Origin of the sequence: Alcaligenes sp. 13f (genome assembly GCF_020496585.1) — a bacterium.
Lineage (GTDB): Bacteria > Pseudomonadota > Gammaproteobacteria > Burkholderiales > Burkholderiaceae_B > Alcaligenes > Alcaligenes phenolicus.
Genome location: NZ_JAHKKC010000003.1, coordinates 26,613 through 40,668, shown reverse-complemented (window position 1 = coordinate 40,668; position 14,056 = coordinate 26,613). Strand labels below are relative to the sequence as shown.

At 57.7% G+C, this 14,056-nt stretch carries 16 protein-coding genes; 12 read left to right on the top strand and 4 right to left on the bottom strand.

From position 1 onward, the window contains the following. Positions 1-53: 53 nt before the first annotated feature. The 9 genes from KOE80_RS02940 to KOE80_RS02900 are packed head-to-tail and all read left to right on the top strand — an operon-like array spanning position 54 to position 8,369. Complete coding sequence (locus KOE80_RS02940) at positions 54-311, top strand: hypothetical protein (protein ID WP_009462197.1); 258 nt, start codon at positions 54-56, stop codon at positions 309-311. Then, entirely contained in the window at positions 308-1,570 is a 1,263-nt protein-coding gene (locus KOE80_RS02935; RefSeq protein ID WP_226348323.1) for a hypothetical protein, read from the top strand. The genes KOE80_RS02940 and KOE80_RS02935 overlap by 4 nt, the downstream gene beginning before the upstream one ends. Continuing rightward, complete coding sequence (locus KOE80_RS02930; RefSeq protein WP_035272829.1) at positions 1,567-2,169, top strand: hypothetical protein; 603 nt, start codon at positions 1,567-1,569, stop codon at positions 2,167-2,169. Before KOE80_RS02935 ends, KOE80_RS02930 begins: the two co-directional genes overlap by 4 nt. Further along, on the top strand, positions 2,166-2,786 hold the full coding sequence (locus KOE80_RS02925; protein WP_115633791.1) for a hypothetical protein: 621 nt from the start codon (positions 2,166-2,168) through the stop codon (positions 2,784-2,786). Before KOE80_RS02930 ends, KOE80_RS02925 begins: the two co-directional genes overlap by 4 nt. Beyond that, positions 2,783-3,664 carry a Flp pilus assembly protein CpaB gene (gene cpaB, locus KOE80_RS02920; protein WP_009462189.1) on the top strand — a complete coding sequence of 294 codons (882 nt, stop codon included), beginning with the start codon at positions 2,783-2,785 and terminating at the stop codon, positions 3,662-3,664. The genes KOE80_RS02925 and cpaB overlap by 4 nt, the downstream gene beginning before the upstream one ends. Then, complete coding sequence (locus KOE80_RS02915) at positions 3,661-5,031, top strand: type II and III secretion system protein family protein (protein ID WP_413228916.1); 1,371 nt, start codon at positions 3,661-3,663, stop codon at positions 5,029-5,031. The genes cpaB and KOE80_RS02915 overlap by 4 nt, the downstream gene beginning before the upstream one ends. After that, a complete protein-coding gene (locus tag KOE80_RS02910) occupies positions 5,021-6,670 on the top strand; it encodes an ATPase, T2SS/T4P/T4SS family (RefSeq protein ID WP_264180181.1) in 1,650 nt (549 codons plus the stop codon). The genes KOE80_RS02915 and KOE80_RS02910 overlap by 11 nt, the downstream gene beginning before the upstream one ends. After that, positions 6,667-7,512 carry a type II secretion system F family protein gene (locus tag KOE80_RS02905; protein ID WP_226348320.1) on the top strand — a complete coding sequence of 282 codons (846 nt, stop codon included), beginning with the start codon at positions 6,667-6,669 and terminating at the stop codon, positions 7,510-7,512. Before KOE80_RS02910 ends, KOE80_RS02905 begins: the two co-directional genes overlap by 4 nt. 2 nt (positions 7,513-7,514) lie before the next feature. Beyond that, positions 7,515-8,369 (top strand): type II secretion system F family protein, encoded by an 855-nt coding sequence (locus KOE80_RS02900; RefSeq protein ID WP_226348319.1) that lies wholly within the window; start codon positions 7,515-7,517, stop codon positions 8,367-8,369. Positions 8,370-8,774: 405 nt separating this feature from the next. Here KOE80_RS02900 and KOE80_RS02895 read toward each other — a convergent pair whose 3' ends face one another. Both KOE80_RS02895 and KOE80_RS02890 read right to left on the bottom strand, forming a co-directional pair. Continuing rightward, the gene (locus KOE80_RS02895) at positions 8,775-9,551 is read right to left on the bottom strand and encodes a BPSS1780 family membrane protein (protein ID WP_226348318.1); all 777 of its coding nucleotides are present in this window, start codon (positions 9,549-9,551) and stop codon (positions 8,775-8,777) included. A gap of 14 nt (positions 9,552-9,565) precedes the next feature. Continuing rightward, positions 9,566-10,537, bottom strand: coding sequence for a homoserine kinase (locus tag KOE80_RS02890; RefSeq protein WP_026483379.1), 972 nt, complete (start codon positions 10,535-10,537; stop codon positions 9,566-9,568). 22 nt (positions 10,538-10,559) lie between these two features. Between KOE80_RS02890 and KOE80_RS02885 the strand changes: the two genes are divergently transcribed. Next, on the top strand, positions 10,560-10,748 hold the full coding sequence (locus KOE80_RS02885; RefSeq protein WP_146192484.1) for a hypothetical protein: 189 nt from the start codon (positions 10,560-10,562) through the stop codon (positions 10,746-10,748). Then, positions 10,741-11,733, top strand: coding sequence for a tRNA dihydrouridine(20/20a) synthase DusA (dusA, locus tag KOE80_RS02880; RefSeq protein ID WP_226348317.1), 993 nt, complete (start codon positions 10,741-10,743; stop codon positions 11,731-11,733). The genes KOE80_RS02885 and dusA overlap by 8 nt, the downstream gene beginning before the upstream one ends. Positions 11,734-11,754: 21 nt before the next feature. Here dusA and KOE80_RS02875 read toward each other — a convergent pair whose 3' ends face one another. Together KOE80_RS02875 and KOE80_RS02870 are read right to left on the bottom strand one after the other, a co-directional pair. Then, positions 11,755-12,216, bottom strand: coding sequence for a CBS domain-containing protein (locus KOE80_RS02875; RefSeq protein ID WP_009462173.1), 462 nt, complete (start codon positions 12,214-12,216; stop codon positions 11,755-11,757). After that, complete coding sequence (locus KOE80_RS02870) at positions 12,200-13,579, bottom strand: YihY family inner membrane protein (protein ID WP_226348316.1); 1,380 nt, start codon at positions 13,577-13,579, stop codon at positions 12,200-12,202. Before KOE80_RS02870 ends, KOE80_RS02875 begins: the two co-directional genes overlap by 17 nt. A 56-nt stretch (positions 13,580-13,635) precedes the next feature. Between KOE80_RS02870 and KOE80_RS02865 the strand changes: the two genes are divergently transcribed. Next, the gene (locus tag KOE80_RS02865) at positions 13,636-14,046 is read left to right on the top strand and encodes a DUF2069 domain-containing protein (RefSeq protein WP_009462169.1); all 411 of its coding nucleotides are present in this window, start codon (positions 13,636-13,638) and stop codon (positions 14,044-14,046) included. Positions 14,047-14,056: the final 10 nt, after the last annotated feature.

Here is a 14,056-nt window from a genome sequence, read left to right as displayed (position 1 = left end):
ATTCTGGCCCGCTGCCAAGGGGCAGACTGTGAACTGACTTTTGGGAGATTCCAATGAGACAGTTCATCAGGCGGCAGCGCGGCCAGGGCATGGTCGAGTATTTAATTATTGTGGCTTTGGTCGCGGTGGCGGCCATTGCGGTGTACCAGTCCTTTGGTCAGGTGATTCGCAATCAGACCGCGGCCATGGCCAAGGAACTGGCGGGGGAGGATGGCTCCGAGCAGACTCAGCAAGCGCAATCTGCCGCTTCTGCTGCTGCGGCTCAAGGCAGTGCCAAGAGCCTGAAATCCTTTACAGGCAATGCGCAATGAGGCCGTCCAACCGACCACAAGAGGGGGCGGCATTAGCCTGGGGCCTGATCGCGCTGGCACTTCTGTCTGTCGCGTGGGGCGGCTACTTTCATGTGAACCAGATTGCCGAGCAGCAAGGGCGTTTGTCCCTGGTGCTGGATGCGGCTGCCTATGGTGCGGCCACCGAGCAGGCACGTACCTTGAACCTGCTGGCTTATATCAATCGGGCGCAGTTGGGGCATCAACTGGCTTTGGGTCATTTATTGACCTTGGCAACATGGGACAGGGCAGCGCAAACCCAGTCCGGGCAAGCGCGTAGGGCGAATCCGCCTGTGCACTTGGTCGCCATGATGTTTGGTCCTGCACATGGACTGGCGTATACCCAGGCGCGCTCTGCTGGAGACAACCAGCAGGCCTTAGAACAGGCTTTCCAGGCCCATCAGCGTTTGATTCATGACGTGCTGGCGCAGGCCCAAGAGCAATTGGTAGAGGGGTTACCGCAACGGCGACAAACCATTATTCAGGCGACCTTGGATGGCAGTTTGTCGGATTGGCCGGCTCAAGCCATTCGCTGGCAGTTTGAGCAGGACGACTGGCCGCAGTTTCTGTTGCTACAGTCCGGACAAGCCCAGTGGCAGTCGGGCTTGGCGCATCTGGTGTCTTTATACGGGTTTCTGGCCCCACGGGATTACGAGGCTCGCTCTTATCCCGGTGTCGATCGGCGTTGCCCTTTGTGGCAGCATCGTTTGCGTCGTGCTGGTCGTACCGAGTTTGACCGTTCGGGCCGCTGGCATTCCAACGATACGCAGTCCATGCATATGGTTCGCTCCAACCGTTGGATAGGCTGTTATTTCCGTGAATATGCCATGGCGTGGGCCTTGCAAACGCCAACTCATGCGTCCGGAATTGATGCGCCAGACGACTTTTCAGGGCAGAGCTTCTGGAAGTGGGCGCTGGAGCAGGGCAATAGCTCTTTGCTCTCGGCTCAAGGCAATACAGTGGCGCAATCCTGGGCGCGGCGAGATGCCAGACCCTGGAGTCAAAGGTCATGGGTAGACGGGTATGCCTTGGCTGATTCTGAAAAGAGCGCAGGCCCCGATCTGGTGCTGACATTACAGGCCCAAGGCCATTTGGGACAAACCGTTCATACACGGGCGGCGGCGCAATCATTTTTCTCCCTGCCACCGGATAGGGCAGATTCCGGTGTGGATGCCAAGCCCAGCCTGTTTTTGCCCTTTTGGCAGGCACGGCTGATGGATGCAGGAGGCCGTCAATTATGAACACACGACAAAAAGGGATCGCACTGGTCGAGGCCTGTTTGCTGGGTGTGGTGTTGGGCCTGATGGTGATGGCGGGACGTTGGCTGATGCAGCAGCAGTATCGCTTGCAGCAAATGCAGCAGAGTACACACTTGAGCCTGTTCACGCACGATGCCCATGGCAAGCCAGTTCCAGCAGCGAGCAGCCCCGTTCAAGAAGCAGTACCGACCCGTTTTTCGGAGTCGCCGATAGCGACAACCCAGCCCTTGCAATGGGAGCTTTTGAGCTTGCGCAGTGGATTCTGGACGGCACAGTCGCGTGTTTCCATTCCGTGGCCGCGTTGGCTGGCAACTCTGTCCATCAAAACACAGTTGCAGCGCCAATCCCGGCTGTGGGCGGCTGCGGGGCAGGCTAACAGTACACAACAAACACGTCAGCGTTTGGAAAACAGTACGACTGCTTGGGGTGAGGCCATGGCCTCAAGCCGGCCCGCTGCCAGAGAAACGATACGGCAGGCAGGGCCTATGGACGCGGCCTGGGGGCGGACACGAGCCGATTTGGATTGGCTGAGCCGGTGGCAGGATTACGTGCCGGATCATGGATCCAAGGAGCGGCCATGAGACAGCTGCTTGCCTTGCTCTTGCTGTTTTTCTTGATGTTCAGCCCTGTGCCGGCTAGAACGCAGCCCTTGCTCCTACCTTTGCAGGATTCCCAAGTTCAGTGGGATCAAGGGCAAATGGCACAGACCGATGTTGGACCTGTGTATAGCTGGGGACTGAGCACAGACCTGGATGCGCAGACCTTGGCTTCTCGTTTGGAGCCATTCTGTGGAGCTCATTACGGCGCAATCAGATTGGAAGGGCAATGGGTATTTCTGCGTGCCAAAGATGGCAGGAATTGCGTTTTGTGGTTGGAGGATATACAGGCCTCGACCTTGTCGGGTTTGTTAAGTGTTTCCGAACACAGTCAGCCTGTTTCCCCCTCATCGGTTTGGTCAGCGCCACCCGTTGCTGGTGCCGTCCTGTGGCAACACGAACAGCCAGGGCAAGTGCAAAGTTGGCTGTTGAAGGCCGAGCCTGGATGGCAAGCCGATTTGCGTCGCAAGGACTGGGGAGGCGAGGCGGGCGAGCGTTATTGGCGCAAAGGCCCGGCCGAGCTGGATGTCATGGAGTTGGAGCATGAGCAGCAGCGCTACTTGCTCTTGATCTGCCGTGCCTGTGGAAAGGAGGCCTCATGATTCGGGCGAAATTCTTGTGGCTATGCCGTCATCCCAGCGCAGGGTTTGGCCTGCTGGCCTTGGTGGCTGGTTTGATGGCAGCCGGGACCAGCAGTCGTTACTTGGACCGGCAGGAGGAGGCTCTGCGGCAAGCGGCGCATCGTGTGCAATTGGATAGGGTGGTAGCCGCCTCCAGTCTGACAGCGGGGACGGTGTTGCAGGCGGAGCATTTGGCCGCCCGCGCCTTTCCTGCCGAACTGGTGCCTAGTGACAGTTGGGATGTGGCGCAGTTTGAGAGTTTGCTGGGGCAAGTGCTCAGCCAGCCGTTGCGGGCAGGGGATTTGATCAGCAAGGCGCATGTGCAGGAAGTCAGCAGTCCATTTTCACAGCAATTGCTCTCTGGCAGGCGTGCCCTGACTGTGCCGGTGGATGCGATCAGTTCGGTGTCGGGGTTGATCCGGCCTGGAGATCTGATCGATATCTATGTCAGTTTTGATGATCGGCAGCGGCGGGTAACGGCCCCCTTGCTGCAGTCTGTTCTGGTTCTGGCGACCGGACAACGATCGGGTGAAGGCTCGACCACGGCCAGATTGGATCAGGACGTCTACAACACCTTGACGCTGGATGTAGGCCCGGACGATGCCTTGAAGTTGCTGGCGGCCAGGCAACATGGACGCATCAGTGCCTTGCTGCGCAATCCGGATGACCATACACCCCATCAGGCTGCCGTGCGGGGTGAGCTGGCTGACATTCTGGGTCTAGGGCCGGGTGCAAGGCCCAAACAGCCTGTACAGGTTTTGTACGGCAACAGACCGGCAGGGCAACTTGGCCAGACAGAAGTGGAGCGTCTGGGTTGGCTGGATATGCCGGACGGCTTTTCTGTGGGGCAGCAGCCATGAGCAAAAATCGCGATTGGTGTAGGCGGGCCGCTGTGAGTTTGCTGTCTGGTGCCCTGTGTAGTGCAAGTTTGCAAAGCCAGACCCAGGGCTTGGGGCTACAAGTCGGTGAGTTGATGGTTCTGCCTGACACGCAGGTGGAGCGGGTGGCGGTCGGCGACGGTGATATTGTTCACGCTGTCACCACGGAATCGGGCGAGTTGATTCTGTTTGCACGCAAGACGGGCAGCACGGTGGTACAAGTCTGGTCCCATTCCGGGCAAAGCCAGTCCTACCAAATTGAGGTGTCGCCAGAAAATCATAGGCAAACCTTGGCGGAGCTACGAAGTTTGCTGGAACGCATTCCCGAGTTACGCATCAGCGAACTGGGTGGCAAGCTGGTGCTGGAAGGAGAAGGTTTAAGTGATCAGGACAAGCAACGCATTCAGGCATTAAGTCAGGAGCATCCTCAATTGCTGGATTTCACGCAGCAGGACGGTTGGGAACCGATGGTCTTGCTGGATGTGCAGGTAGTGGAGGTGCCGCGCAACAGTCTGCGAGAGCTGGGAGTGCGTTGGGATGGAAGCTCTCAGGGTGGTTTGAGTATGGGCGGTGCCTGGGATGCGGCTACTCATCAGTTTTTGGACAGGCCAGGTGAAGCTGTTTTGCCTTTGGCGTTTCCTGCCAAGCAGGGGGCAGCATTCTTTGGTGTTGGCGCCTTGATGTCTGCTCGCGTTCAGGCCATGGCACAGGAAGGGCATGCGGTTGTACTGGCGCAACCGCAGCTATTGGCACGCAGTGGTTCTCAAGCCGAGTTTCTGGCCGGGGGCGAGCTGCCTTACACCACCACGGACGACAAGGGAAACAGCAAGACCAGCTTCAAGCCTTACGGTGTGTCGCTGCGCATTGTGCCGCGAGTCGAGCGTGGCGGGTTGGTGCGTTCGCAGATCGAGGTGGAGGTTAGCTCCGTTGATGCCAGCCTATCCCAACCCGCCGGGCCGTCTTTGAAAACCCGACGAGCCTCGACCGAGTTCAATGTGCGCTCAGGGCAAACGCTGGTGCTGGCCGGGTTTATCTCGCGTGAAGAATCCCGGCATGTGGATCGTCTGCCGGGATTGGCCAGTTTGCCTGTGTTGGGCGCCTTGTTTCGTTCCGAGCGCTTTGCCCGGCAGGAAACGGAACTGGCGGTATTTGTGACGCCGACTTTGGTGGCGGCAGAGCATCCTGATTTGCTGGCTCGGCAGGCGAATGCTGCCCAGTGGCTGGACCAGACTTTTCCCGATGCCCCGCGTTTGAACACCCCCGTGCGTGCTCTCCCCAAGGAGGCAGGGCGAGGGGCTTGGTCGCAATGGGCAGAACCTGATAGTGAGGTGTTTCGTGTTGAACCTTGAGCTTGAGTCGGAGCTGGGGACGACGCGCCCCTGCACCGTCAGTCTACCGGCCTTGATAGGACGTGACCCTGCCTGTGATGTTGTTCTGCCATCCTGGCGTATCGCGCGCCAGCATGCCAGCTTGCTGGAACGGGCGGGGGCGGTGTACATCCAGGATCACGGCTCGTTGACGGGCGTGCAGCTTAACGGCAAACGGGTTTATGACGATGGGCCATTGCGCTTGGGTGATGTGCTGGCGCTGGGCGGGTTCAAGTTGCGGATTGCTGGTTTTGGGCAGATGGCGCAACCCCGAATTGATACGGCCGTCTCGGACTTGGGGAATCGACCGGGAACCTCAATGCCACAATCGTTTGCGATGGAGGAACCGCGAAAGGCAGCACAAAGTGGACAAGGCTCTTTCACTTCAGGGCAAGCAGATGTTCCGATATCCGACAGTGAACTGTTCAGGCAAGAACAACAACGCCTGCATCAAGCCTTGTTGAGTGCGTTGGAGTTGGAGCGCCGGGATCTCTCCCGCGTCACAGACAAACAGTTGGAGCAGGAAGCCTTTGATTGCCTGGGGCGCCTGATCCAGGCCCAATGTGCTGTCCCCAAGCATGAACAGACCAGACTGCAAGCCAGTGTCTGCGCCGAGGCGGTGGGTTTGGGGCCTCTGGAACCCTTGTTGGCCGATAGCTCAGTCTCGGAAATTATGGTCAATCATTACGACCGGGTGTTTGTTGAGCAGGCGGGGCGGCTCCAGGCCCATCCTCTGGTATTCAGCAGCGAGTCGGCCTTGCGAGCGATTATTGACCGCATCCTGGCTCCCTTAGGTAGACGGCTGGATATCAGCTCGCCCGCAGTGGATGGTCGCTTGGCCGACGGCTCGCGTTTCCATGCCGTACTGTCGCCCATTGCGGTCAAGGGAACCTGCGTGACCATACGCAAGTTCCCCAAACGACGCCTGGGGCTGGAGGATCTGTTGCAGACGGGCAGTTTGTCGCCGGAGATGGCCGCTTTCCTGCAACAGGCGGTGCAGCGGCGCTGCAATATTCTGGTCTCGGGCGGAACCGGTACGGGCAAAACCACCTTGCTGAATGTGCTCAGCACCTGCATTGATTATGGCGAACGAATCGTGACCCTGGAAGACGCGGCTGAGTTGCAGTTGCAGCACAGCAATTGGGTGGCCTTGGAGTCACGGCCCGCGAATGCAGAAGGTCAGGGGCAGGTGGATATACGGAGTCTGCTGCGACAAGCCTTGCGAATGCGGCCAGACCGTATCGTGGTGGGAGAGTGCCGGGGCGCAGAGGCCTTCGATATGTTGTCGGCCATGAATACCGGCCACGAAGGGTCGATGGGGACTTTGCATGCGAATACGCCTCGCGATGCCTTGTCCCGCCTGGAAGGGATGGTGTTGATGGCAGGTCTGGATTTGCCTTTGCTGGTTGTGCGAGAGCATATTGCGCGGGCTTTGCACATTATTGTGCAGCTTAGCCGCCTGCCCGATGGCAAGCGTTTGGTGCACGAGATTGTGGAGGTAACCGGGATCGAGGCGCAGCGTATCCAACTGCAAACTTTGTACAGCTATCGCCCGGAGTTTGGCTTTGCTGCGAGTGGCTTGCGGTCCGAGCATGTTTCTCCAGCAGAGAGGCAAGTATGAGATTGCTAAGTATTTTGCTGATTGTCTTGGGTACCACCGCTTTGGCGTATGTTTTGCTGCGTTCAGGACAGCGTCTTGCCACGCGCTATAGACAGCAATTGCTTAAGCAGTCCGAGCAAAGCTTGCAGTCGCATTTTGTCTTTGTGCGTAGCCAGGATCTGGCTTTTGGAGCCTGGGCTTTATTGCCCCTGATCTTTCTGACGGCTTGGTGGTTGATGCAGTCGTTCTGGCTGGCTGTGATGGTGGTCTTGCTGGCGGCAGTAACGCCTTTAGTGCTTCTGCGCCGGATGGCACGCCGACGCCTGGAAATGCTACGACGACAACTGCCGGACTTTGTGCTGTCGTTGGCCTTGAGCCTGCAAGCAGGTTTGGCCTTGCAAGCGGCTTTGCAGCAGTTGTCTCAATCCTTGCCAGCACCCTTGGGGCAAGAGCTGCGTTTGCTCTTGCGTCAACAGCGCTTGGGGCTGAATGCCAAGGACTCGTATCAGGACCTTCTGGGCCGAGTGCCGGTGTCAGAACTAGCCATGCTGTTCAGTGCATTGCAGATGGGCCAGAGCACGGGGGCGGGGCTGGGGGAACGCTTGAAGATACTGGCGCAAACCATTCGGGCGCGTCTGACTATCGAAGACAAGATTGTTGCTTTGACCGCGCAGGCCCGTTTGCAGGCACGAATCATGTTCTGCTTGCCGGGTTTTGTGGCGGGAGCTTTATATCTTCTGGACGCCACGGCATTTGAGCAAGCCTGGTTCAACACATTGGGCGTCTGGGTGGCGGGAGCGCTAGTAGCCATGCTGCTGATGGGGCTGTGGTGGATGCAAGTGATTTTGCGAGGGGAGGGGTGAGTATGCTCGCACTGATCTGGATGCTCTCTGCCTTGAGTGCGGCCTTGTTCTTGATTGCCTTTCTGTGGTCTTGGCGCGGCCGTTATCTGCTTCTGCTGCAAGGAGGCAGCAGTTTGGGGCTGGCGGCCTGGCAGGCTTGGGAAGCGCCGTTTTCCAGAGTCCTGAATCTTTGCCTGTCCCTGCCTTTTGTGCACGAGTGGCCGGAGCGATTGTGGGGCTCGTATGCCAAGGAGGTACGGGGGCTTTTAAGCAAACGTGTGGCCTTGACTGCCTTGCTCACAAGCCTTGTTAGTGCTTTCTTGTTGACCCAGGGGACTTCATTGATGGAGCTTGCAGGGCTGGCTCTGATTGGTTTCTTCCTGAGTGTATTGCAAGCTATCTCACAGGGAAGAAAACTGCAGCGCCAGCATCATTCACGCTGCCGCCGGGACCTGCCATTCTTTCTGGATCTACTGGTACTGGCAGTCGAGTCCGGGTTGGGCGTGCAGCAGGCCTGGACGGGTGCAACGCAGGCGCTACCGCAAGGAAGCCTGCTGAACAGCTTGAACAAGGTACAGGGCGAAGTTCGAGCAGGACGGCGTTTGCCGCAGGCGATGCGCAATGTCGCTTTAAGCTTCAGGCAGGCAGAATTGGAGGAGTTGGCCTTGTCCTTGGAACTGGCGCAGGACACAGGTTTGTCCTTAGCCTTGTTGCTGCGCGCTCAAGCAGAAAAACTGCGTAGTCATTTGCACCTGGAAGCCGAGCAACGAGCTCTCAAGCTGCCTGTGTATTTGCTGGCCCCTTTGGTCGTGTGCATTTTTCCCTGCACGTTCTTGGTGATTGCGATGAGTCTGTTAGGCCCTTGGCTGGCAGGGTGAGGTTAGGGTGATGTCCATATCAGTACTGATCAAACAGGCGCTGCAGCAGGCGCAACCACAGCCCCTGTATTTATTCGACGCCCAGACTTTCTGGGCCCGTTGGCGTGGCTGGAAGGCATTGCCACAGAATAAGGGTTTCGCAACCGCCGTGTGGCTGCGGCCTTGCAGAGCGGTTCATCTATGGGGAATGCGTCAGGCGCTGGATATCTGCTTTCTGGATGAAAGCGATCAGCCCTTGAGGTTTTGTCCGGCAGTATCGCCAGGGGTGGTACGGTGGCATAGAAAGGCCAGATCGGTATTGGAAGCACCGCTTGGCTATCTGTCCGGGCCTGAGCTGTTTTCAACTTGGGCCGCCGCCCTGCAGGAAATACGTCAAACAGGGGGCGGGGTATGGTTGGACTGGGCTTAGCCTTGCTCGGTATCGCGCATCGGATCACCAAACACGCTGCGGTAAGCCGGGTAGAAGCTGGCGTACAGGATAGCGGCCATCGCCAGATTGATAGGCGTCAGCACCATGGTGGCCGTGCCTGGGCTTAAACCTGCACCCAGCAGCAATTCGCCCAGGGTCTGGATGGCGAAGAAAGCAGCCGCCCAGCACAGGCCGTACAGCAGGAAGGCGGCCTTGTTGCGCCAGCAAGCCACCATGGAAAAGAACAGGGCTTGCTTGACGGGGATGGCATGCCAGCCTACCAGGGCCGGAGCGTGCCAGAACAGGGCGGACAGGCCCAGGTACAGTACGAAGAACAAAATGATGGGCTTGCGAAAGGCTGCCATGACTTCCTGCGGAGTGGCATTGCTGTTGTCCATTAGCTGGGACAGCTCATTCACAAAGGGGAAAGTCGCCACAAAGCCCACGACCAGGCAGGCCAGCAGGTAAATAAAGCCCAGCTTGATCAGCCGGTTGCGTACCGGGGCAGGCTTCAAGGGCTCGGTCCACATGCCCAGGCGCATGACCTCTCCTTGATGAATGCGACGACAGGCATTCTGGATGATGAAGGTCATGGTCGGGACCAGCACGATCAGCACCATCTGGCCCACGATGGGGAAAATATTGCTCAGGTTGATCAGGATGGAGGTGATCAGGCTCCAGAAGAATAGAGCAGCCGGTTGCCGCTTGAACAAGCGCAATCCTTCCTGAATCCAGTACCACCCGTAAAGAAAGGGGAGCTTGGCAGCTTGCATATCAGTATCCGTATTTATCGAGGGAGCGCCGGTACAGCATGGTCGCGACGCTGGCGCAGCACACGCTCAAAGTGCCGCGGGTCGTGCGGCTTGAGGGTTTGAGCGGGGCGGGGCAGATAAAAGTCGTACAGGCGCGAGATCCAGAAGCGCAGCGCGGCGGCCTGGATCAGTATAGGCCAGGCGCTGTGTTCGGCTTCGGTAAAGGGGCGCACCTGGGCGTAGGATTCCAGCCAGGCCTGGGCTTTTTCCAGATTCAGGGCACCGCTCAGGCGGTCGATACACCAGTCGTTCACGGCCACGGCCACGTCAAACAGCCAGGTGTCGCAACCGGCAAAGTAAAAGTCGATGATGCCGCCCATCTGGGGCGCTTCGGACGTGCCGGCAAACAGCACGTTGTCGCGGAACAGGTCGCAGTGGGCCGGGCCTTGAGGCAAGGAGCGATAGGTGTCGCTGTCGGCAAAGCTGCTTTGTTCTTGCAGAACGGTCTGGATCAGCTCGGACTGGCTCGCATCCAGGAAAGGCAGAACCTGGGGAACGGTAGCTTGCCACCAGCTCAGGCCGCGCAGATTGGGTTGCTCCAGGGGGAAGTCCTGAGCAGCCAGGTGGGCCTGGGCTTGTGTGCGGGCGATCTGACGGCAGTGTTCAACCGTAGGCTCGGGCTCGTAACCACCACGCAGGCGCGTCACAATCGAGCAAGGCTTGCCGTGCATGACACAGATGCGTTTGCCATCGCGGCGGGTCATGGGCTCGGGCACCGGCACACCTTTGGCGGCCAGGTGGTGCATCAGCTCGATGTAGAAGGGCAGTTGTTCCAGCGTCAGGACTTCAAACAACGTCAGAACGTACTCGCCCTGGGTGGTGCTCAGAAAGTAATTGGTGTTTTCAATGCCGGCGGTAATGCCACGTAAGGAAACAAATTCGCCAATTGTGTATTGTTCCAGCAGTTCGCGGGCGTCAAGTTCGCTGACAGAAGTAAAAACAGCCATGCTTTCAGTGAGGGTCCGGTTGGTGGCGCACTATCAGGCGCGCAAGTATGTCAAACGGCCGATTTTAGACCAGTGCGCCCGCTTTTTGGAGCCTTGCGGCGATTTACCGCGCTTTATCTTCATCCAGTGGTCGGCTGAAACCATTAAAATGGGTGTTTTCCCTTTTTCACCAAGCCTGCAATCAGGCGATTTGCTCCCTGTTTATGACTAATTTTGTGATGCCGGACAGCCAGATGTGGCGTTTGAGTGTGGCGCCCATGATTGACGTGACTGACCGCCACAGCCGCTTTTTTCATCGTCTGCTGGCGCCGCGCGCCTTGCTGTTTACTGAAATGATCACCACGGGCGCATTGACGCACGGTGATCAGGCACGTCATCTGGATTTTGATCAGGCAGAGCATCCGGTGGCCTTGCAACTGGGGGGCAGCGACCGGGATGCCTTGGTTACCAGCGCTCTGGCCGGTGAAAAGTGGGGTTACGACGAAATTAATCTGAACTGCGGTTGCCCCTCGGAGCGGGTTCAAAAGGGTGCTTTCGGTGCCTGTTTGATGAATGAGCCGCAATTGGTGGCTGACTGCGTGAAAGCCATGCAGGATGCGGTGTCCGTGCCCGTGACGGTAAAGCACAGGCTGGGGCTGGATTACAACGAGTCTTATGATTTTGTGCGGGATTTTGTGGGGCTTCTGTTCGAGTCCGGGTGCCGTGTTTTTACCGTTCATGCTCGCAATGCGGTCTTGAAAGGCTTGTCGCCCAAGGACAACCGGGAAATCCCGCCTTTGCGCTATGACATGGCCATGCAATTGAAAAAGGACTTTCCCGAAGCACTGTTCATTTTGAACGGCGGCATTCACGAGACCGATCAGGCTGTCGAGCTGGAAGAGCAGTTCGATGGCGTAATGCTCGGGCGCGCCGCCTGGCATACCCCGGCGGTCTTGAGCGATATTCACCGCCGCCTGTGGCCCGAGGATGTGCTGCTGGATGAAGATTCGGTCGTCGAACAGATGATTGCCTACGCCCGCCCTCATGTGCAGGCCGGTGTGCCGCTGCGCATTGTGATTAAAAGCATGCTGGGCTGGCCGCACGGCAAGAAGGGCGCACGACAGTGGCGTCGTACCTTGTCCGATCACAATTGGCTGGCCAAAAACGACCCAGGCCTGCTTGCGCAGGCCTGGGAAGAATTGCAGCGCCGTCAGTAAAGACGGCAGAATCCGGGTGGATCAGGACGCGCTGGCTTGCTCGGAATCGGTAGGCCAGTCGCGGATATAGGCTTTGAGCATATTGTTCTCGAACTGCTGGGCGTGAACAATGGCGCGCGCCATGTCAAAGAAGGAAATAACCCCCATCAGCACCGGACCGTCCATCACGGGCATGTAGCGTGCGTGGTTGTTCAGCATCAGGCGCTGCACTTCGTCGGCACTGGTGTTGGGAGTGACGCTGACGGGGGCGTCATCCATGATGCTGCGCACGGTAAAGCCCTGGGCTTTGTCACCCTGGGCGTGCCAGTGGCGAATGATCTCGCGAAAGGTCAACATACCCACCAACTGACCATGCTCCATGATCACCAGCGAACCAATATCCAGCTCGCTCATGCTCTGTACCGCTTTTTCGACGGTCATTTCGGGGGTGCCTGTATAAAGCGTGTCTCCCTTGACACGCAGGATTTCACTGACTTTTAGCATACTGGGTCTCCTGACCGGGATCGGCGTTTAGTATGGCTGGTTGTCCTGTCAGAATGCCTTGTGGCGACTCAAACAGTTCTTCCAGATTGGATAGTCGCTGATCGAAAAACTGAGAAAGATAATTGAATACATATTCTAGCGGACCCTCGTGGGTATGGGCGCGGTCCAGCAGAAATGCTTTGGTAAGTTGTTTCAGGCTGACCTGACGCAGATCGCAACTCAGTACCCACTGTTCGTCATTGTCTTGCTGGGTATCCGCAATCAGCCCCATGGACTTGAGCTTGCATAAAATGCCGTACAGCTCGTCCGGGTCGCGTTCCAGCTTGTGGCTGAGTTCACGTACGCTCAGTCCCTGCGGGTTCTGACGGTTCAGCCACAGCTGGTAGAGCAGGTTCACGGCATCGGTAAAGGCAATGCCGGGCACATTGGTCTTGACCCAGTTGCGGCCACGCCAGTCGGGCAGAATCGCCACCATGGAGGCGCCCAGCAGGACGATCAGCCAGGAGATGTAAATCCACAGCAGGAAGATTGGCAGGATGGCAAAGGCACCGTAGATAATCGTGTAGGTGGGAAAGCGCGTCAGGTAGAAGGCGAAACCGGCTTTCATCAGCTCCAGCAAGGCGGCCGTGACTACCCCACCGATCAGGGCATCGCGCCACCATACACGGCGGTTGGGCACGTACATGAACAGCGCCGTCAGCCCCAGGGCGGTAAACAGGAAGGGGACGTAAGACAGGGCGAAGGTCACTATGCCGGACAAGTCGCCGATATAACCTAAGGACTCCCTGGCCAGAATGGTTGTGGCCCACAGGCTGGCACCCGTCAGAATCGGGCCCAGCGAAATAATGGCCCAGTACACCAGCAGGCGTTGTCCCAGTGGGCGTTGCACGTGTACCTGGAAAATATTGTTGAAGGTCTCGTCAATGGTCATGATCAGCATGATGGACGTGACAATCAGGAACAAGCTGCCTACCGCCGTCAGGCCTGACGCTTTGGAGGCAAACTGGTTCAGATACAACATGATGTTTTCTGACACTACTTCGGGCATCAGGTTACGGGTCAAAAACCCTTCCAGGGCACTTTCAAATTCCTGAAACAGTGGAAAGGCCGTGAACAGCGCCAGTACCACCGTCAGCATGGGGACAATGGCCAGGATCGTGGTGTAGGTCAGGCTGGAGGCTACCTTCATCAGATCTTTTTCGGCCACCCGCTTGATGGCAAAGCGCGCCACACTTAAAAAGTGATGTTTGGCGGTGGGGGCGGGCGGGAGCTCCTGTTGGGACACGGGATCTGTGTTGTCTGGGCTCAAGTCTGTTTGTTCAGCTTGCTCAGAGGGCATAGGGAAGTTCTCGTCGTTTTTCATAGCGGTTTGATGCGGCGGACGCTGCTTTTCGACAGGGTTCAGGTGATAATAACAGCATGCATGAACCTTTAAACCCCATACTTCATCGAGTGGCGGCCCTGGCTTTGGTCGCCTTGATTGCTTTGTGCCTGGCTTGGGAGCTTCATTTTGCGCCCCTGAAACCCGGCGGCTCCTGGCTGGTGCTGAAAGTGATTCCTTTGGTGCTGCCGCTGCGCAGCGTGCTCAAGGGCAATTTATATACCCTGCAATGGACGTCCATGATGATTCTGCTGTACTTCGCAGAAGGGGTCATGCGTGCCTGGTCGGACCCGGTGGCTGAAGTCATGCCCTGGGCGATTGCAGAGATTGTTCTGTCCCTGATTTATTATTTCTGCGCCATTTTTTATCTCTGGCCTGCCAAGAAAGCAGCCAAGCAGCGCAGCAAGGCCGAAAAAGCCGAGGCTGCCAAAGCCGCCAAATCGGCCTAAGGGGGTCTGT

Bases quoted from the DNA above. Each gene is read 5' to 3' on its own strand.
- KOE80_RS02895 (WP_226348318.1), bottom strand. From the start codon at position 9,551: ATGCAAGCTGCCAAGCTCCCCTTTCTTTACGGGTGGTACTGGATTCAG.
- cpaB (WP_009462189.1), top strand. From the start codon at position 2,783: ATGATTCGGGCGAAATTCTTGTGGCTATGCCGTCATCCCAGCGCAGGG.
- KOE80_RS02875 (WP_009462173.1), bottom strand. From the start codon at position 12,216: ATGCTAAAAGTCAGTGAAATCCTGCGTGTCAAGGGAGACACGCTTTAT.
- KOE80_RS02925 (WP_115633791.1), top strand. From the start codon at position 2,166: ATGAGACAGCTGCTTGCCTTGCTCTTGCTGTTTTTCTTGATGTTCAGC.
- KOE80_RS02935 (WP_226348323.1), top strand. From the start codon at position 308: ATGAGGCCGTCCAACCGACCACAAGAGGGGGCGGCATTAGCCTGGGGC.
- KOE80_RS02900 (WP_226348319.1), top strand. From the start codon at position 7,515: ATGCTCGCACTGATCTGGATGCTCTCTGCCTTGAGTGCGGCCTTGTTC.
- KOE80_RS02930 (WP_035272829.1), top strand. From the start codon at position 1,567: ATGAACACACGACAAAAAGGGATCGCACTGGTCGAGGCCTGTTTGCTG.
- KOE80_RS02865 (WP_009462169.1), top strand. From the start codon at position 13,636: ATGCATGAACCTTTAAACCCCATACTTCATCGAGTGGCGGCCCTGGCT.
- KOE80_RS02940 (WP_009462197.1), top strand. From the start codon at position 54: ATGAGACAGTTCATCAGGCGGCAGCGCGGCCAGGGCATGGTCGAGTAT.
- KOE80_RS02905 (WP_226348320.1), top strand. From the start codon at position 6,667: ATGAGATTGCTAAGTATTTTGCTGATTGTCTTGGGTACCACCGCTTTG.
- KOE80_RS02915 (WP_413228916.1), top strand. From the start codon at position 3,661: ATGAGCAAAAATCGCGATTGGTGTAGGCGGGCCGCTGTGAGTTTGCTG.
- KOE80_RS02870 (WP_226348316.1), bottom strand. From the start codon at position 13,579: ATGAAAAACGACGAGAACTTCCCTATGCCCTCTGAGCAAGCTGAACAA.
- dusA (WP_226348317.1), top strand. From the start codon at position 10,741: ATGACTAATTTTGTGATGCCGGACAGCCAGATGTGGCGTTTGAGTGTG.
- KOE80_RS02890 (WP_026483379.1), bottom strand. From the start codon at position 10,537: ATGGCTGTTTTTACTTCTGTCAGCGAACTTGACGCCCGCGAACTGCTG.